The 18190-nt window shown below is 69.1% G+C and carries 19 protein-coding genes; 5 read left to right on the plus strand and 14 right to left on the minus strand.

Annotated features, from left to right (window positions below):
• Positions 1 to 15 precede the first annotated feature (15 nt).
• Together ACFOMP_RS13620 and ubiA are read right to left on the minus strand one after the other, a co-directional pair.
• A complete protein-coding gene (locus ACFOMP_RS13620; protein WP_379031444.1) occupies positions 16 to 2295 on the minus strand; it encodes an OmpA family protein in 2280 nt (759 codons plus the stop codon).
• A gap of 62 nt (positions 2296 to 2357) precedes the next feature.
• Positions 2358 to 3329 (minus strand): 4-hydroxybenzoate octaprenyltransferase, encoded by a 972-nt coding sequence (gene ubiA, locus ACFOMP_RS13625; protein ID WP_379031621.1) that lies wholly within the window; start codon positions 3327 to 3329, stop codon positions 2358 to 2360.
• Between the two features lie 16 nt (positions 3330 to 3345).
• Between ubiA and ACFOMP_RS13630 the strand changes: the two genes are divergently transcribed.
• Positions 3346 to 4065, plus strand: a complete 720-nt coding sequence (locus ACFOMP_RS13630; RefSeq protein WP_379031447.1) for a 16S rRNA (uracil(1498)-N(3))-methyltransferase — start codon at positions 3346 to 3348, stop codon at positions 4063 to 4065.
• A 238-nt stretch (positions 4066 to 4303) separates the two neighbouring features.
• The gene (locus ACFOMP_RS13635) at positions 4304 to 4498 is read left to right on the plus strand and encodes a DUF1127 domain-containing protein (protein WP_019352106.1); all 195 of its coding nucleotides are present in this window, start codon (positions 4304 to 4306) and stop codon (positions 4496 to 4498) included.
• Between the two features lie 128 nt (positions 4499 to 4626).
• Here the strand turns inward: ACFOMP_RS13635 and ACFOMP_RS13640 are convergent, their stop codons facing one another.
• A complete protein-coding gene (locus ACFOMP_RS13640) occupies positions 4627 to 5496 on the minus strand; it encodes a 50S ribosomal protein L11 methyltransferase (protein ID WP_289893009.1) in 870 nt (289 codons plus the stop codon).
• Positions 5497 to 6081, minus strand: coding sequence for a peptide-methionine (S)-S-oxide reductase MsrA (gene msrA, locus ACFOMP_RS13645; RefSeq protein ID WP_289893008.1), 585 nt, complete (start codon positions 6079 to 6081; stop codon positions 5497 to 5499). It abuts the gene before it with no gap.
• A 139-nt stretch (positions 6082 to 6220) separates the two neighbouring features.
• Here msrA and ACFOMP_RS13650 point away from each other — a divergent pair, with 139 nt between their 5' ends.
• Entirely contained in the window at positions 6221 to 7204 is a 984-nt protein-coding gene (locus ACFOMP_RS13650) for a P1 family peptidase (protein WP_379031452.1), read from the plus strand.
• 217 nt (positions 7205 to 7421) lie between these two features.
• Positions 7422 to 8894, plus strand: a complete 1473-nt coding sequence (locus ACFOMP_RS13655; RefSeq protein ID WP_379031455.1) for an NAD-dependent succinate-semialdehyde dehydrogenase — start codon at positions 7422 to 7424, stop codon at positions 8892 to 8894.
• Between the two features lie 46 nt (positions 8895 to 8940).
• Here ACFOMP_RS13655 and ACFOMP_RS13660 read toward each other — a convergent pair whose 3' ends face one another.
• On the minus strand, positions 8941 to 9696 hold the full coding sequence (locus ACFOMP_RS13660; RefSeq protein ID WP_289893005.1) for a DUF1013 domain-containing protein: 756 nt from the start codon (positions 9694 to 9696) through the stop codon (positions 8941 to 8943).
• Between the two features lie 160 nt (positions 9697 to 9856).
• Here ACFOMP_RS13660 and ACFOMP_RS13665 point away from each other — a divergent pair, with 160 nt between their 5' ends.
• Positions 9857 to 10486, plus strand: a complete 630-nt coding sequence (locus ACFOMP_RS13665; RefSeq protein WP_379031458.1) for a ribonuclease T2 family protein — start codon at positions 9857 to 9859, stop codon at positions 10484 to 10486.
• 179 nt (positions 10487 to 10665) lie between these two features.
• Here the strand turns inward: ACFOMP_RS13665 and ACFOMP_RS13670 are convergent, their stop codons facing one another.
• The 9 genes from ACFOMP_RS13670 to ACFOMP_RS13710 form a co-directional block, all read right to left on the minus strand.
• Positions 10666 to 10944: an I78 family peptidase inhibitor gene (locus tag ACFOMP_RS13670; RefSeq protein ID WP_289893003.1), complete on the minus strand. Its 279-nt coding sequence runs from the start codon at positions 10942 to 10944 to the stop codon at positions 10666 to 10668.
• A gap of 10 nt (positions 10945 to 10954) precedes the next feature.
• Complete coding sequence (locus ACFOMP_RS13675) at positions 10955 to 11293, minus strand: hypothetical protein (protein ID WP_289893002.1); 339 nt, start codon at positions 11291 to 11293, stop codon at positions 10955 to 10957.
• Between the two features lie 118 nt (positions 11294 to 11411).
• Positions 11412 to 12056, minus strand: a complete 645-nt coding sequence (locus ACFOMP_RS13680) for a TetR/AcrR family transcriptional regulator (protein WP_379031463.1) — start codon at positions 12054 to 12056, stop codon at positions 11412 to 11414.
• An 877-nt stretch (positions 12057 to 12933) separates the two neighbouring features.
• Entirely contained in the window at positions 12934 to 13323 is a 390-nt protein-coding gene (locus tag ACFOMP_RS13685) for a hypothetical protein (protein ID WP_379031466.1), read from the minus strand.
• Positions 13320 to 14423: a flagellar type III secretion system protein FlhB gene (gene flhB, locus ACFOMP_RS13690; RefSeq protein ID WP_379031469.1), complete on the minus strand. Its 1104-nt coding sequence runs from the start codon at positions 14421 to 14423 to the stop codon at positions 13320 to 13322. Before flhB ends, ACFOMP_RS13685 begins: the two co-directional genes overlap by 4 nt.
• On the minus strand, positions 14420 to 15178 hold the full coding sequence (locus ACFOMP_RS13695; RefSeq protein WP_379031472.1) for a flagellar biosynthetic protein FliR: 759 nt from the start codon (positions 15176 to 15178) through the stop codon (positions 14420 to 14422). Before ACFOMP_RS13695 ends, flhB begins: the two co-directional genes overlap by 4 nt.
• On the minus strand, positions 15175 to 17265 hold the full coding sequence (locus ACFOMP_RS13700; RefSeq protein ID WP_379031475.1) for a flagellar biosynthesis protein FlhA: 2091 nt from the start codon (positions 17263 to 17265) through the stop codon (positions 15175 to 15177). Before ACFOMP_RS13700 ends, ACFOMP_RS13695 begins: the two co-directional genes overlap by 4 nt.
• Positions 17262 to 17519: a hypothetical protein gene (locus ACFOMP_RS13705; protein WP_379031624.1), complete on the minus strand. Its 258-nt coding sequence runs from the start codon at positions 17517 to 17519 to the stop codon at positions 17262 to 17264. Before ACFOMP_RS13705 ends, ACFOMP_RS13700 begins: the two co-directional genes overlap by 4 nt.
• 5 nt (positions 17520 to 17524) lie before the next feature.
• Positions 17525 to 18190: MotA/TolQ/ExbB proton channel family protein (locus ACFOMP_RS13710; protein ID WP_379031478.1), on the minus strand; the 666-nt coding region annotated here is incomplete at its 5' end.

Consider the following 18190-nt stretch of genomic DNA (forward strand, 5'->3'; position numbering starts at 1 on the left):
GCAAGGGGTTGCGGATCACGGCGCCGCGCCGGTCTCGGGACGCGGCAGCGGGCGGTTCGGCTGCACCGCGCCCCGGGCGGGCAGGGTGGCGGTTTCGGTCGCGGCCTCGACCAGCATCGCCGCCGCCGGCAGGGTGGCCGCAAGCGCCGGATCGACCGGTGCGGTCTGCGGCAGCAGGCCCGCCGCCGGACGCGTGGCGGCCTCGCGCGCCAGCATGTCGGGCAGCGCCGCCGCCTCGAGCGGCAGCGTGCCGGCCTGCTTGGGTTCGACCGGGGCGATGGCCAGCGCCGCGGGTTCGGTGGCGGCCTTCAGCGCCAGCCGCGGATCGGTCGGCACGCCGAGCGCCGGCCCGATGGCGGCCGTCGCCGCCACCAGCGCCGTCTCCTGCACCCGCGCCGCCACCGCCTCGGGGCTGTCGGTCACGCCCTTGACCAGCGCGGCCGGGGCCGGCGCTTCGGTCACCACCGGCTCGTCGGCCAACAGGGTGAATTCGATCCGCCGGTTGGCCTCGCGCCCGGCATCGGTGTCGTTCTCGGCGATGGGCTGGCTTTCGCCATAGCCCTTGGCGGTCAGGTTCCCGGTGACGATGCCCGCTTCGGCCATGGCCGTCAGCACCGCCTGCGCCCGCGAGCGCGAGAGTTCCGCGTTGAAGCCTTCCGAGCCCTGCGAATCGGTATGGCCGCCGATCTCGATGCGGAAATCCGTACATTGCTGCATGGTTTCGGCCAGCCGTGCCAGCGTCGGGCCGGGATCGCCGGCGATGACCGACTTGTTCGGCTCGAAACCGATCTCGGATTCCTGCATCGCCGCATTCAGCCTGTCCACGCATTCGATGCCCGAAGGCAGGCCCAGCAGCGGGTCCATGCGCCGGTCGTAGCGGATCGCCAGCTCGTAGCGCGCGCCGGCCCCCAGCCGCTGCGCAAGCCGCGCCGCCACCGTGTCCGAGGCGGTCTGACTGCCCGAGACGCCGCTGATCCGCACCAGGTCGGGCGTCACGGTCGCCGTGCCGCGTTCAAGCCCGCTGACCGCCTCGATGGCGGCGATGGCGCGCAGCGTCCAGCCCTCGGGGACCGAATCGTCGCTGCGCAGCGCGCTGTCCACCTGGCCGAACCGCGCGCGGGCCAGGCTTTCCACCGCCTCGCGCATCCGGTCGTCGGTGATCCGGCCGCGCAGCGACACGCCGCCCGGATCGACGACGGCGGTGAACTCGGCCGGACCCTTGGCCGCGTCGTCGGCCTTTTCATGCTGCGCCGTCAGGCTGAAGGCCGGCGGCAATGCCGATTCCAGCCGGCCCGCCGCCTCGTCGAAGCGCGCGGCCGCGACATCGGCCGGCGCGAACAGCGCCACGTCCGTGTCCGAGATGGTGACCGAACCCGCCCCCAGCGCCTCGACGGCGCGGATCGCGGGCACGGCGGCATCCGCCCAGCGCGGCGAGGGCGCGCCAAGCCCCAGCGTGCATTGCGGCTCGCCCGGCACGCCGGCCTCGCGCCCGGCGGCAAGGATGCGGTCACGGGCGCTGTCGGTATCGGCGGCGCAGGCGTCGAAGCGCGTGCCGGTCGCATCCTTGACGAAGCGCAGGGTAAAGGGCGCGATCACCGGCCGCGGTGCGGTGATGTCGGTCTTCAACGTCACGCCCGCCGGCCTGGCGCGTTTCAGCGCCGCCTCCAGCGCCAGCTTCTCGCGCGGATTGTCGGTGACGGCCCGGACCGAGACCTCGCCCTCCGCGACCGAAACCTTGGCCCGCTCGGCCAGTTGCGCGGCCCTGAGACCGAAGGCGAAGGCATCCTCCCAACCCTCGGGCACGGGGTAATCGGCGGTCTCCATCAGGTCCGAGACCTGGGCCACGCCGGTCTGGCGCTTCAGCCTCTCGACCAGCGCTGTCCGGTCCAGGCTTGTCGGGACCAGGCCGATGATCGAGATCCCCTGGTCGTTGCGCAGCAATTCGACCTCGAAGGCCGGGGTGGCCAGCGCGGCCGCCGCCGCCACCTGCATCTCGTCCACGACCCGGCCGGCGCCGACCACCGATTCGGCCCGGGCACGGGCGCGGAAGCGCTGCACCTCGTCCGGGGCGATGCCGCCCAGCTGCACCTGCAGCCCGTCCGTCCGCACCGTCACCCAGTCGTAATCGGCCAGCGCCGCCGAGACGTCCCGGTCGGCCCGGCTCTCGACGAAATCGGCGGCGGCGGTGGCGCCCCACAGGGACAGGCCGCCGGCCACGACAAGGGCGATCAGGCTGGCTGCAACAAGGGAAACCCGACGCGCGGGACGCCGTGCGGATCGCTGGGGATTGGCCATCAGGGGGCCCTTCGGGCTGTTTCCGACCCGCCGCATGTAATGCCTGCGGCGGATTTTCGCAATCAGACCAGACCGGCCAAGGCAAGAAACAGCGCAACCACCAGCCCGGCGTCGCGGTTGCTGCGAAACAGCCGCAGACAGCCGGCGCCGTCGGTCATGTCAAAGCGCCGGAGCTGCCAGGCCAGATGCGCGGCAAACCCGACGACGCCCAGCAGGCCCAGCGTCAGCCCCAGCCCCTCGGGCGCCGCCGCCATGACCGCCAGGCCCAGCAGCAGCACCGAGGCGGTGCCGAAGCCCGCCAGCCAGCGCGGGGTGTCGCGGCCGAACAGCCGGGCGGTCGACTTGACGCCGATCAGCGCGTCGTCCTCGGCATCCTGATGGGCATAGATGGTGTCGTAGAAGACCGTCCAGGCGATGCCCGACAGATAGGCCAGCACCGGCGCCGGCGCCAGATTGCCGGTATGCGCCGCCCAGGCCAGCAACACGCCCCAGTTGAAGGCCAGCCCCAGGAAGACCTGCGGCCACCAGGTGAAACGCTTGGCGAAGGGATAGATCGCCACCAGCGCCAGCGAGGCCACGCCCAGCGCGATGGCCGCGCCGCCCAGCGTCAGCAGGATGGCGAAACCGGCCAGCGCCTGCGCCGCCAGCCAGACCAGCGCGCCCCGGACCGTCACCTGCCCCGAGGGGATGGGGCGCGAGCGGGTGCGCGCCACCTTGTCGTCGATGTCGCGGTCGGTGATGTCGTTCCAGGTGCAGCCGGCGCCGCGCATCAGCATCGCGCCCACGCCGCAGGCCACCGCGATCCACAGGTCACGCCATTCCGGCCGGTCGGCGATCATCGCCAGCCCGATGCCCCACCAGCAGGGCAGCAGCAAAAGCCAGGTGCCGATCGGCCGGTCGGCGCGGGACAGACGCAGCCACGGCCGCCAGTCCGGCGGCGCGTGGCGGTCCACCCAGTTGCCGGGCGGCGCATCGGCGACGGTGCTTTGGCCCTCTGGCGTCGGCCCCTCTGGCGTCTGACGGTCGGTCTGCATTAGGCTGCGCCCCATCATGGCGAAAATCAGACTGTTCATAGATCACCCGCTGGCCGAGGGACAAGCCGTCGAGCTGAATCCCGACCAGGCGCATTACCTGGCCTCGGTCATGCGGCAGGGTCCGGGGGACGAGATCCTGGTCTTCAACGGCCGCGACGGCGAGTGGCTGGCGCGGATCGAACGCATCGCCAAGCGGGGCGGCGCGCTGGCGGCGCTGCGGCAGACGGCGCCGCAGTTGGACCCGCCGGACCTGTGGCTGGTCTTCGCGCCGATCAAGAAGGCGCGCACCGATTTCATCGTGGAAAAGGCTGCCGAGATGGGCGCCGCCCGCATCCTGCCGGTGCAGACCGACCACACCAATTCCGAACGCATCCGCCAGGACCGCCTGCAGGCCCATGCCGTCGAGGCGGCCGAGCAATGCGGCGGCACCTTCGTCCCCGAGGTCGGCGGGCTGGTGCCGCTGGCCCGGCTGCTGGATGGCTGGGATGCCGGGCGGCGCATCCTCTGGGCGGACGAGGCGCTGGCCGGGCCGGCGCAGGTGCTATCCGGCCTGCCGCGCGGCCCCTGGGCGATTCTGATCGGCCCCGAGGGCGGCTGGTCCGAATCGGAACGCAAGCGGCTTTCGGCCATGGATTGCGTCACCCGCATCGGGCTGGGGCCGCGAATCCTGCGCGCCGACACGGCTGCCGTGGCGTCACTGGCCCTGTGGCAGGCTGCCCTGGGCGATTGGCGCTGAACGATCAGGGCTGAATCGCGCAATCTTTCCGCACAAAACTGGCCAGAGGCGGGAGAATTTTGCGGTGCAGCATCGGTTAAGGCCCCGTTTCGCAAAAAGTTAAGAATTTCGGCGCCTTATGCGTGTGCTGCATGGCAGAGATGCCGGTTTGTCCGTGGTTTTCGCAAACTGCCCGGCCTATATGCTGTGCATCAACGAAGCGCCCGATGAGCGGGCAATGATCTCAAGGTGAAAAACTATGTCGGCGATTGACACGAACCGCATCCATGGCGGGGCGGGCTCTTTCGGTATTGGCTCGAAAATCTGGGCGACGCTGTCGGCCTGGAACGATGCGCGGGTGACGAAGAACGCGCTGAGCCGTCTTTCGGATCGCGAGCTGGACGATATCGGTCTGTGCCGCGGCGATATCGAACGGATTGCGCGCGCCCGCTAAGCAGCGGTTGAAGACGCGAAAACGGCTGCGCGGAACCTCGCGGCAGACCTTTTCCCGGCCCGGATGGGCAAGACGACCAGGCGGCCCGCAAGGCCGCCTTCAGTATTTTCCACGGGTGCCTTCGGCGATCAGCCGCGCCTGACGACCAGGGTGGACCATTCGCCGAAATCGTCGCGCCGTTCCAGCGCCAGCCCGCCCGCCGCATAGGCCGCGATCACCTCATCCGCCTGGGTGACCAGGATGCCCGACAGGATCGCCCTGCCGCCCGGCGCGACATAGCGCGCCATGTCCGGCACCAGGTCGATCAGCGGCTGCTTCAGGATATTGGCGAAGACCAGGTCGAAGGGCGCCGCGTTCTCGATCAGCGGGTGGTCGAAGCCCACCGCCTCGACGCATTCGACGCGGCCATCCAGCCCGTTGGCGATGACATTGGCGCGCGCCACGTCCACCGCCTGCGGGTCGATGTCGCCGGCCAGCACGATCACCGGGAAGGACCGCGCCGCCGCCATGGCCAGCACCGCGGTGCCGCAGCCGATATCGACGATGCGCTGCGGCCCGGCGCCCTCGGCGATCATCCGGTCCAGCGCCAGCAGGCAGCCCTTGGTCGTGGCGTGATGGCCGGTGCCAAAGGCCATGGCCGCTTCGATCAGCAGCGCCTCGGCCCCTGCGGGCACCTTGTCGGCGTCATGGCCGCCATGGACGAAGAAGCGCCCGGCCTCGACCGGCGAGAGCTCGCGCCGGACATGGGCCACCCAATCCACCTCGGGCAGTTCCGACACCGCGAAGGGTTCGGCGCCCCAGGCGGCGGCCAGCAGCGTCAGCCCCAGATCGTCGGGGGCCTCGGTGAAGTAAAGCCCCACCTCCCAGCGGTTTGAGCCGTCCTCGATCTCGAAGACGCCGGTGCCGACGGGCTCGGGGGTCAGATCCTCGCCCGCCTCGGCAAGCGCCTCGGCCGCCTCGCGGCCGGTGGTGTGGGTCAGCGCGGTCCAGGTCGGCATTCAGTATCCCTCGGCTATGTCGGTCAGGGGTGCTTTGACACCCGTGCCGCGCAAGCCGCAATAGCCATCGGGATATCGGTCGAGATATTGCTGGTGATCATCCTCGGCCCGCCAGAACGGCCCGGCGGGAAGGATCTGCGTGGTGATGTCGGAATAGCCCTGCACCGCCAGCCGGTTGCCGTAATCGGCCTTGGAGAGCTCTGCCGCTGCCTTCTGGCTGTCGTTGAACACCATGATCAGCGAGCGGTATTGCGAACCGACATCGTTGCCCTGGCGGTTGCCCTGGGTCGGGTCGTGGTTTTCCCAGAAGATCTGCAGCAGCCGTTCATAGCTGACGCGCGAGCTGTCATAGACCACGCGCACCACCTCGGCATGGCCGGTGCCGCCGGCGCAGACCTGCTTGTAGCTGGGATTCTCGGCGGTGCCGCCGGCAAAGCCGACCTCGGTCAGCCAGACGCCCTCCTGTTGCCAGAACAGCCGCTCGACGCCCCAGTAACAGCCCATGCCGAAGATCGCCTGATCGTAGCCTTTCGGTATTTCGGCATCCAGCGGGCGGCCGAAGATCCTGTGGATGGGGGCATTCATGGTTGCGTCCTTTCGCATGTCCTGCCGCCTTAGGTAGGCGCGGCGGCCCTGTCCTGCAACGTCGGAGTGCCGGCGCGGGTTGCGGCGGGCGGGGCGCGTCGTGCAGACTGCGGACCGACCCCGCTTGCATGAGGCCCCGATGCGTCCCGGACCGCGAAACCTGATCACCGATGTTTCGGGCCTGCGGGTCGGCAATGCCCGCGACGACGCGCTGCGCTCGGGCACGACGGTGCTGCTGGCCGGGGCGCCCTTCGCCTGCGGCTTCAATGTCATGGGCGGCGCGCCCGGCACGCGCGAGACCGAATTGCTGGCCCCCGACAAGCTGGTGCAGGGCGTGGACGCGCTGGTGCTGTCGGGCGGCTCGGCCTTCGGGCTTGCCGCCTGCGACGGCGTCGCGGACGGGTTGCGCGCGATGGCCCGGGGCTTTCAGGTCGGCCCGGTGCGCGTGCCCATCGTGCCCGGCGCCATCGTCTTCGACCTGCTGAACGGCGGCGACAAGGATTGGGCCGCCAATCCTTATCCGGCGCTTGGCCGCGCGGCGCTGGAAGCCGCAGCGGCGGAGTTCGCGCTTGGCAGCGAGGGGGCCGGCACCGGCGCGATGACGCAGCGCTGGAAGGGCGGGCTGGGTTCGGCCTCGACGCTGCTCGACAGCGGCATCACCCTGGGGGCGCTGGTGGTGGTGAACGCGCTGGGATCGGTGACGGCGGGCGAGTCCCGGCAATTCTGGGCCGCGCCCTGGGAGCTTGGCGGCGAATTCGGCGGGCTGGGCCTTTCCGGCCCCTACCCCGCCGCGCATGAGCCGGTCCCGACGAAACGGCTGGGCGAGGCGACGACCATCGCCATCGTCGCCACCGACGCGGCCCTGGACAAGGCCGGGCTGACGCGGCTGGCCACCGCGGCGCAGGACGGCATGGCCCGCGCCATCGTGCCCAGCCATACGCCTTTCGACGGCGATCTGGTCTTTGCCGTCTCGACCGGCGCCAAGCCCCTGCCCGATCCGGCGCTGACGCCCTTCCAGCTGGGCCATGCCGCCGCCTGCACGCTGGCCCGCGCCATCGCGCGCGGCGTCCATGCGGCCAACCCGCGGCCGGGCGATCTGCAGCCCTGCTGGGGCGCGGGCTGAGGGGATTGTCGGGACAGTACCGAAAAAGGGACGGCGCGAGAGAGAGGCGCCGTCCCAGTCACACACGCCAAGAGGGAAAACCTGACGATAAGGCGCAACGCCGGAAAACCCGCGCGGGTTCATCACGATTTCTCGACCGGCGGGCGCGGAAGCTGCGGCTTGCGTTGCCCCGGCAAAAGCGCAAGCCTGCACGCGACCGATCGGAAGGAGCCCCGCCATGAACAAGCCTGCAACCGACCTGAAGACGCTGCTGAAAGACCCCTCGCTGCTGGAGACCCGCGCCTATGTCGCCGGCGAATGGGTGAATGCCGACGACGGCAAGACCTTTGCGGTGGTGAACCCGGCCCGCGGCGACGTGATCGCCGAGGTGGCGGACCTGTCGCGCAGCGAGGTCGCCCGCGCCATCGCCGCCGCGGCCCAGGCGATGAAGCATTGGGCCGCCCGCACCGCCAAGGAACGCGCCCAGATCCTGCGCAAATGGTTCGACCTGATGATGGAGAACCAGGACGACCTGGGCCGCATCCTGACCGCCGAACAGGGCAAGCCGCTGCCCGAGGCCAAGGGCGAGATTGCCTACGGCGCCAGCTTCATCGAATGGTTCGGCGAGGAAGCCAAGCGCATCTATGGCGAGACCATCCCCGGCCACCAGCCCGACAAGCGCCTGACGGTGATCCGCCAGCCGATCGGCGTGGTCGGCTCGATCACGCCCTGGAACTTCCCGAACGCCATGATCACCCGCAAATGCGGCCCGGCGCTGGCAGCGGGCTGCGGCTTCGTCGGCCGACCCGCCGCCGAAACGCCGCTTTCGGCCCTGGCGCTGGCGGTGCTGGCCGAGCGCGCGGGCGTGCCCAAGGGGCTGTTCAGCATCGTGACCTCGTCGCGATCCTCGGACATCGGCAAGGAGTTCTGCGAGAATCCGCTGATCCGCAAGCTGACCTTCACCGGCTCGACCGAGGTCGGGCGCATCCTGTTGCGCCAGGCCGCCGACCAGGTGCTGAAATGCTCGATGGAACTGGGCGGCAACGCGCCGTTCATCGTCTTCGACGATGCCGATCTGGATGCGGCGGTCGAGGGCGCCATGGCCTCGAAATTCCGCAACAACGGCCAGACCTGCGTCTGCGCCAACCGCATCTATGTCCAGTCCGGCGTCTATGACGAATTCGCGAAGCGGCTGGCGGCGGCGGTGGACAAGCTGCGCGTCGGCGATGGGCTCGACGAAGGCGTGACCACCGGCCCGCTGATCAACCAGGACGCGGTCGAGAAGGTCCAGGAACACATCCAGGACGCCGTCGCGGGCGGCGCCACCGTGGTCACCGGCGGCAAGCCGCGCGACGGGCTGTTCTTCGACCCGACCGTGGTCACCGGCATCACCGACAAGATGAAGGTGGCGACCGAGGAGACCTTCGGTCCGCTGGCGCCGCTGTTCAGGTTCGAGACCGAAGAGGAGGCCGTGGAACGCGCCAATGCCACGATCTTCGGCCTCGCATCCTATTTCTACGCCCGCGACATCGGCCGCATCACCCGCGTGCAGGAGGCGCTGGAATACGGCATCGTCGGCGTGAACACCGGCATCATCTCGACCGAGGTGGCGCCCTTCGGCGGCGTCAAGCAGTCGGGGCTGGGCCGCGAGGGCTCGCGCCACGGCATCGAGGACTATCTGGAGATGAAATACATCTGCCTGTCGATCTGACCGGCCAAAGCAGAAACCCCGGAGCCAGGCTCCGGGGTTTTCGTGATCAGCGCTTGTCGTCCTCGTCCTCGTCGTCCTCATCGGCGTCGGGCAGGTTGAAGAAGCTGTCCGCATCCAGGTCGTCATCCTGGTCGGGCTTGTCGTCGTTCTTGCTGAGGCTGAAATTCTCCAGCCCGGCGATCGAGCTGGGCAGGCGCGGCTCGTCCGACATGGCCAGCGAGGTCTCGGTCGAGAGCAGCTTGCGGCGTTCGTCGTCGGTCATCGCGCCGCCCTCGGCGGCCTTGCGCTTGGCGGCCTTCTGCACGGCGGCATCCAGTTCGGACTGCCGGCACAGCCCCAGCGCCACCGGGTCGATGGGCTGGATGTTCTGGATGTTCCAATGCGTCCGGTCGCGGATCGAGGCGATGGTCGGCTTGGTGGTGCCGACCAGCTTGGCGATCTGCGCATCGGCCAGTTCGGGGTGGAACTTGACCAGCCACAGGATCGCCGCGGGCCGGTCCTGGCGCTTGGAAAGCGGGGTGTAGCGCGGGCCGCGGCGCTTCTCCTCGCCCTCGGCGGCGGGGTTGTGCTTGAGCTTCAGCTTATAAAGCGGGTTCTTCTGGCCCTTCTCGATTTCGGCGGTGTCGAGCTGGTTCGAGGCGACCGGGTCGAAACCCTTGACGCCGGCGGCCACGTCGCCATCGGCGATGCCCTGCACCTCGAGTTCATGCATGCCGCAGAAATCGGCGATCTGCTTGAAGCTCAGCGTCGTGTTGTCGACCAGCCAGACGGCGGTGGCCTTGGCCATCAGCGGCTTGTTCATGACCTTCTCCTTAACAATATCTCTTCCGGCCGGGGAAAACGGCTTTCGGCGGCTGCCATTCCATTTTCAGGGGATTGACGCGCTATATAGGGCCAGAAACGGTCAAAATAAAGCCTGAATTTCGTGGCGCGGCGCCGCGCCCGGCGCTAGGTTCGGCGCCATGAAAGCCCTTGCCGCGACCGCCGCCCTGCTGCTTGCGCCCGCCGCCCTGGCCCAGGACATCGCCGGGCGTTTCGACTATTACGTCCTGTCGCTCAGCTGGTCGCCCAGCTGGTGCCGGGCCGAGGGCGGGGCCGAGGACGCCGCGCAATGCGATGCCGGCCGCCGCATCGGCTTCGTCGTCCACGGCCTCTGGCCGCAATACGAACGCGGCTGGCCCGAGGATTGCCGGACCGATGCCCGCGACCCCTCGCGGCGCGAGAGCCGGGCAATGGCGGATGTCATGGGTTCGGGCGGGTTGGCCTGGTATCAGTGGAAGAAGCACGGCCGCTGCTCGGGCCTGACGGCGCGGGACTATTTCGCGCTAACCCGCAAGGCCGCAAAGGCGATCGCGGTTCCCGGGCCGCTGCACCGGCTCGACCGCGACGTGACCCTGCCCGCGCAAGTGGTCGAGGAGGCCTTCATCGAGGCCAATCCGGCGCTGACCCGCGACGGCATCACCGTGACCTGCCGCGACCGCGCCCTGCAGGAGGTCCGCATCTGCCTGACCCGCGACCTGGAACCCCGCGCCTGCGGGGCGGATGCGCGGCGCGATTGCCCGGGCCGGTTCCTGACGCCCGCGCCGCGCTGATCGAGGGATCGGCGAGCAGGCTTTGGCGCCGCAAGGGCCGCGCCCGGGACCGGCGGTCCCAATCGGCGAACCGGGCTTGCCCGCGGCGGCCGAGGCCGGCCTATGGCGAAGGCATGGGGCAGCGACGCCAATTCGGCCTGGCAATGCCGAAAGGGCGCCGCAGCGGCGCCCTTCCGGTCTCAATAGCAGCCGATCTTGGCGATCCGGCCGTCCTTGCCGATCTCGAAATTGATCCGCTCGGCGCGGAAATCCGCCGTCACCGGATCGCGGGGGCCGATGATGCGGCTGCCCTGCGGCAACGTCATCGCCTCGAGCACGCCCCGCGGCTGGCCGATCAGCCCGCGGAACTGCGCCGCCTTGCAACCGTCGGGCGCGGGCTGCGGCGCCGTTGCGGGGGGGTCGGCCGGAACGCAGGCGGTCAGCGCGCAAAGCGGCGCAAGCAGGAAAAGCCTCCTCATCCCGCCGCCGTCAGCCGCAGTCGATGTTGTAGATGTTGCCCGCCGCGTCCAGGCGGAAGACGATGCGCAGCGGATCGTATTCCTGCGGCTCGATGCCGCGGTATTCGACCACGCGATAGTCGCGCGTCACCCCCAGCGACGGGATGATGGTGCCGGGCTGGCCCAGAGCCGAAACATAGCTCTTGGCGTGGCAGGCATCAGGCTCGCGCGATTCCAGGCCGCTCATTCCGGCGACGGGCGTGGGCGGCAGCGGCGCGACGGCCGGCAGCGGCTCGGGTGCGGGTTCATAGGCCGGCGCGCAGGCCGCCAGCGGAGCAAGGGCAAGAAGGACAATCAGGGCTCGGGTCATCAGGCAGTCATCCAATGCGAGAATTTCTGTCGCCGCATCATAAGCGTCGCGCGGCGAAATGAGAAGCAGGCCGCCACATGGCAGCCGCCGGGCGTTGCATGGCGACCGCGCCCCGCCGCTACTCCGCCGCTTCGACCAGCGCGTTGCTGGTGCTGCCATAGCAGGCCAGGAACATCGCCACGGCACTGCGGCTGACCATGCGCATCTGTTCCTTGTCCACGGATTGCGGTCCCAGCAGCAGGGCGCGGTCATGGATGCGGACGCTGGCCAGTTCGATCAGCTGGTCGGCCGCCAGTTCAAGGTCGGGAATGCGCAGCTCGCCGCGCTGGATGCAGCGGTCGAAATAGCGCACCAACTGCTGGCGCAGCAGCGTCGGGCCGGCGTCGTAATATTCCTGGGCCAGCGAGGGGGAGCGCTCCGCCTCGGCCACGCTGACGCGGTAGATGCGCAGCCCGAATTCCGAAACCATGTGGGCCGAGATGATCTGCACGATGAAGGGCAGCACCTGTGCGACCGGCAGATCGACTTCGATCAGGGCGCTGGCATCGGCAGCCTCGCGCGCCAGCTCGTTGCGGAAGACCTCCATGAACATGATGCGCTTGTCGGGGAAATAGCTGTAGAGCGTCGCCTTGGAAACGCCAGCCTCGCGGGCGATCTCGTCGACGCTCGCCCCCTCGAAACCGTCGCGGAGAAACACCCTCCGGGCGCCTTCCAGCACCTGCATGAACTTGCGGCCGCGCGCCACGGGAAGCGCCCTAGGCATCCTGGACAACCCTTCTACTCCTTAACCCTGCCCCGCAAACCCGGCGGAACACCCACTCAGACACCGCAAACGCAACCCAGGCCGGGCCCTTCCTTCATAAGGGAGAAGCCGGATTCTTGCAAAGCCTCTGCGCCGCGGCGCGATTATGTACAAATCGTCTGCAATGGATGACCCAAGCGCTGCGGCGGATCAATAGACAATCCGCCGCTGGTCCGTGAACCCGACCGGATTGCGCCGAAATAGAAGAAAAATAGGCATTCTTCCGCCCAGAACTCGGGACGGAGACGGCCGCCGCCCCGGATTTGCCACTCATCCGGAAGGCGAGTTTTCCGCAATTGCGCATAATCCCGATATTGGCGGAAGCCGCCCGGGGCAATGCCGGGCCGGATGGACAGCACCGGACCCACCGGAGCGTATCGTTTGCCCCGCCGAACCAGCCGGAATGATTCGGGCCGCCGGGCTTCCAGGTTGCGGCGAAGCGGGCGCATGGCGCGCGCCGATCGCCTCGGCCCGGCGCGGTCAGCCCCGCTGGCAGGGTCCGGGCTGACCGGCGCGGCGCGGCGCGCGGCCGGATGACGAAGGCCCGGTCTGCATCGGATCGGCGCGGTCCCGTCCGGCATAAGCCCGGCACGACCCGGCTGTGCGTTGCAACAATCCGGCCTGCCCAAGGCCCGGTTGCGGCGGGCTGCCAGCAACATCGGGCCCGCGCCGATCCGACGCCGCCGGCCTTGGCAGGGACGACCGCAGGTTTTCGGACGGATGGTTCGTCCGTCAAACCTCCCGGTCGTGGGGCGCGCGTCATCGCGGGAACGGTGATCCGCAACAGGCCGAAGCATCGGCCAAATGGCCGGGCCTCCATGGACGAACCACGCCCTCCTCACGGCGCGCCGCTGCGCCGCATCCGGTCCTGCCGGACCTCTGCGGCCAGGGTCTCGCGCAGCGCATGGACGGCCTCGGCGCGGCCGAATTCCCGGGCTGCGGTCTGGCGCGCGGCCTCGTAGCCGGGCAGCATCCGCTCCAGATCGCGCTCGGCGCTCAGCAGAGCCCGGCTTCGCTCGCCGGCCAACAGGTTGGCCAGCCGGGCCTCGGCAATCGAGAAGCCGGTTTCGGCACCGTAAAGCGTCTGCAGTTCGCGACCAAGCTGGTCGATCCGCTGCCGCGCCGCATCGACATGCGCCCGGAAGGCCGCGAAGCGCCGCAGCTCCAGATCGGCCTTCAGGCGGGCGATGCGCTCCAGCCCGGCCAATGCCTGTTTTTCGCGGTTCATCCGCCCTCCTTGCGCCGTGGTGGCGCCCCCCAGCCGTCGCGCGCCTTTTTCCGCATCGCCTCGGCGAAACGGATCGCCGCGGCCACCGGGGCGAAATGCTCGGCCCGGATCTCGGCGCCGATCTCGACCGTGGCATGCAGCGCCCGGGCGCAGGGCGGATCCGACCAGATCGGCACCCGATGTTCGTTCGCCCGCTCGCGGATGCGCCGGGCGACCTCGTCCACCCCTTTCGCCAGGCAAACCGGCGCCCGGCCGCTGCCGCGCTTCCATTCCAGCGCCACGGCGTAATGCGTCGGGTTGACGATGATCACATCGGCCTTTTCCACATCCGCCAGCATCGAGCTCAGCACGATGTCCACGCCCTTCTGGCGGCGCGCGGCCTTGAGATGCGGATCGCCCTCGCTTTCCTTGTGTTCGTCCTGCATCTCGCGGCGGGTCATGCGGTGGCGCTTCAGGTATTCCAGCCGCTTCCACAGCAGGTCGATGCCGGCAAAGGCGATGCCGATGCCCAGCGCCAGCCAGATGGCGCGGCGCAGGATCAGCCCCAGCGCTTCGATCCATTGCAGATCCGCCATGCTTTCCGACCGCATCAGCCAGAACAGCAGCGCGCGGTAAAGAAACCAGCCGCCGGCGCCGACCAGCAGCGCCTTGCCCAGCGAGATGGCAAAGGAGACCAGGCCGCTCTTGCCGAATTTCTGGCCGGCATTCCGGAACGGGTTGATCCGCTTGGGGTCGGGCAGCAGCTTCTTGGGCGTCAGCACCAGCGAGCGCTGCGCCACGATCCCCAGCAGGATCGGCAGGGCCATGATCGTCACCGCCGCCAGCGTGGCCCCGGCCGCCTGCAAGGCCAGGGCCCGCGCCAGATCCATGACCGAACGGCCCGCGGCGTCCGGCCAGGGCTCGCTGCCCAGGGCCCTGGCGGCCATTCTGACCCAGGCCGGCATCGCCCAGGCCGCGGCAAAGATCACCGCGAACCAGAGGCCCAGATACATCAGCGCCGATTGCAGCTCGGCCGAGCGGGGCACGTCGCCTTCCTCGCGGGCCTTGCTCAGCTTGCTTTCCGAAGCATCGTATTGCTTGTCGTCGTCATCCTCGCTCATCGGGGCAGGTCCGGCATGACGTCGAGAACCGCCTCGGCCCAGACCGACAGGATCGAGGGTGTCAGCACCGCCAGCGCCAGCAACGCCATCAGGATCGCCCCGGGGGCGGCGATGAACACGACGGGCAGGTTGGGCATCACCTTGCTGATCATGCCCGACAGGATCTGGAACAGGAATCCGCCCAGGATGAAGGGCGAGGCCAGCAGCATCGCCAGCACGAAACTTTGCCGGACCAGCGCCACCGCATGCGGCAGGATGTCGGCGATCTGCGGCCAGTCGCCCAGGGGCCGTAGGCTGAAACTCTCCCGCAAGAGATCGCAAGCCAGCACCGGGAACCCCAAGGCCATCACCGCGGCAAGTCCGGCCAGATGCATCAGGTTGCCGATCGGGTGCGGCGAGTATTCATTGGCCACCCCGACCAGCTGCGACAGCGAGGCGGTGGCGGCAATCGCCGCTGCCGCCACGTCGAGCGCCGAGGCGAAGAGCCGCACCAGCCCGCCCAGCGCCAGCCCGGACAGGATCTCGGCCCCGGCCAGCGCGGCCAGTCGCAGCAGCGTGTCGGCGGCCGCGATCGGCTGGGCATGTTCGGCCAGCAGCGGCGTCACCGCCATCGCCAGGGCGGCGCGGACCCGCACCGGCAGCCCGCGTTCGGAAAACACCGGCAGCATCAGGAAACAGGCCTGCACCCGGCAATAGACCAGCAGAAGCGCCGTCAGGCTGGCGGCCAGGCGCGGATCGCCGAGGATCTGGCTCATGCCGCGACCGTGCCGCGCAGCTGCACCTGGGCCGCCGGGTCGATCTCGTCCAGGCCCAGCACCGGCGTCGCGACCCCGGCCGAGGCCAGCATCATGCGAATCAGGCGGCGACGGTGATCGGGCACCGCCAGCACCGCCTCGACGCCGGGGGCCAGGCCGCGCAGGGCGGCCTGCACCGCCTCGGCCAGGCGCTTCTGGATCTGCGGCACGATGCTGGCGCCGCTGCGCGCGGCCTCGGCCTCGGCGCGGGTGATGTCGGCCTCCCATTGCGGGTGCAGCTGCAGGATGTTGAGGGTTCCGCCATCGTCCAGGAACTGCTCGGTGATCTGGCCGCGCAGCCGCCTGCGGACCTGTTCATAGACCGCCTCGGGGTTGGGGGCATTGCGCGCCTCGTGGACCGCATCGGTGATCAGCACCAAGTTGCGGATCGAGATCCGCTCCTCGAGCATGCCGCGCAGCACCGCCAGCAGCATCTCGGGCGATACCTTGTCCGGCACCATGCCGTCGAAGAAGCGCTGGTTCAGTTGGGCGCGATGCTCGTCCGAGACGCTGCACAGCTCGCGAATCATGCGCTGCATCGAGGACATGGTCAGCAGCGCCGGCAGGTTGGTCTTGACCACCTCCATCAGATGCGTAGACAGCACCTCCATCGGCGTGACCACCGTGGCGCCGGCAATGGCGGCCTCGTCCTGCCAATCCGGCGGGATCCAGCACGCGGCGCTGCCATAGACCGGTTCGCGCACACGTTCCCCGGCCAGGCCCTCCAGCGTGTCCTCGGACCCCAGGGCCAGGATGCCCAGCGGCCGCAGCGTGCCCTTGCCCCGCACCACGCCCTGCAGCCGGATTACATAATCCCCCTCGTTGAAGCCGATGCCGTCGGTGATCCGCACGTCGGGCAGGATCAGCCCGTAGCTGCGGGCGATATGCAGCCGCAGATTGGTGATGCGCTGACCCAGGCCGCGCGCCGGATCAAGCGCGGCAAGAATGAGCCCGGCACCGATCTCGACGCAGATCTCGTCGGTATCCAGCACATCGCCGATGCGGGGCTGCGCCATGCCCGAGGCCACCGCCGGCTCGGCCGCCGGCACTTCGCCGGCCGGGACCGGCAGCTTTCCAGAGCGGACGAACCAGGCCGCGCCCCCCAGCAGCGCCGCCAGGCCGAAGAAGATCGGCGTCGGCATGCCCGGCACCAGGCCGATCAGGACCATGCCGCCGGCGCAGACGAAGGGCACCTGCCAGTTGCTCAGCAGCTGCTGGGACAGCAGGTCCGCCATGGTCTCGGTGGCGCCGCCGCGCGACAGCAGCAGCGCCGCCGCCATCGAGGTGATCAGCGCCGGGATCTGGCTGACCAGCCCGTCGCCGATGGTCAGCTTGGAATAGGTGGTCATCGCCTCGCCCACCGGCATGCCGTGTACCAGCACCCCTGCCGCCAGGCCGACGAACAGGTTAATCATGGTGATGACCAGACCGGCGATGGCATCGCCCTTGACGAATTTCGAGGCACCGTCGAGCGATCCGAAGAAACTGATCTCGCGCTGTTCGCGGATGCGGCGGCGCTTGGCTTCCTCGTGGTCGATGGCACCGGAATTGAGGTCGCCGTCGATGGCGAGCTGCTTGCCGGGCAGCGAATCCAGCGCGAACCGGGCCGAGACCTCGGCCATGCGCCCGGAGCCCTTGGTGATCACCATGAAGTTCACCACCGAGATCACCGCGAAGACCGTCAGCCCGACCAGAAGCGAGCCTCCGGCGACGAATTCGGCAAAGCCCTCGATGACATGGCCGGCGGCGGACGGGCCGTTCTGCCCATGCGTCAGGATCAGCCGCGTCGAGGAAATGTTCAGCGACAGCCGGATCAGCAGCGAGACCAGCAGCAGGACCGGAAAGGCCTGGAAATCCGTGGGTTTCTCGACCAGCGAGGCCATGACCAGGATCAGCGTCGCGGTGGCGATGGAAAGGGCGATTCCCATGTCCAGCAGCGTCGCCGGCATGGGGATGACCATGGACAGCACGATCAGCACCAGCACGCCGGTGATGATCAGCGGCCGCGTGGCCAGCGCCGCGCCCTGGCCGGTTTCGGCAATGCTCATCGGCTTTCCCCGGTTCTGGCCGGCGCCAGCAGGCGCTCGGAGGTCCATCCCGGCCCGTTCATCATCCCCGAGCGGCGCAGGAAGATCAGCACCTCGATGCGATCGACGGGCGGCAGACGCATCAGCCTCTCGTCGAGATCCGGCGGCAGGGTCTCGCCGTTCAGCAGCCTTTCCCTGGCGTCGCGGATGATGGCGTCGCGGGTCCATGTCCCGTCGACGGAAGCGGCCGCAAGCGCGGTGGACAGGACAAGCATGGCGATCACGATGCCCTCTTCAGTTCGCGCAATGCGGTCTCAAGCTCGCCGAAGGAGGGGCGGACATGGTCGGGCGCGGCCTGGCGTCCGACCTCGACGCAAAGGTTGGTGGCATGCTGGTGCAGCCCTGCGACCAGCACGGACTTGATCACGTCATAGAAGGCCTGGTCCTGCTTCATCACCGCCGACAGCCGTTGTGCGAAGGGTGCCACCAGCGCGTAGGCCAGGAACACCCCCAGAAAAGTGCCGACCAGCGCGCCGCCGATCATCTTGCCCAGCACCTCGGGCGGCTGGTCGATGGAGCTCATGGTCTTGATCACGCCCAGCACGGCCGCGACGATGCCCAGCGCCGGCAGCGCATCGGCCATGTTCTGCAGCGCATGCGGCGCGTGCATCGCCTCCTCGTTCATCAGACCGATGCGCTGGGACAGCATTTCCTCGACCTGGTAAGGGTCGTCATAGTTCAGGCTGGCCGACCGCAGCGTGTCGGTAATCAGCGTGACCGCGTTCTCATCGGCCAGGATGCGCGGATAGGTCTGGAAGATCGCCGAGGCCTCGGGGTTCTCGATATGTTCCTCGAGCTCGACGGGGCTGGAACGGGCGATCCGCAACAGCTGGAACAGCAGGCACAGCACGTCCTGCAGGTCGGATTCGTGCCAGCGCGGCCCCTT

It is taken from the genome of Paracoccus simplex (assembly GCF_042648325.1).
Taxonomy (GTDB): domain Bacteria; phylum Pseudomonadota; class Alphaproteobacteria; order Rhodobacterales; family Rhodobacteraceae; genus Paracoccus; species Paracoccus simplex.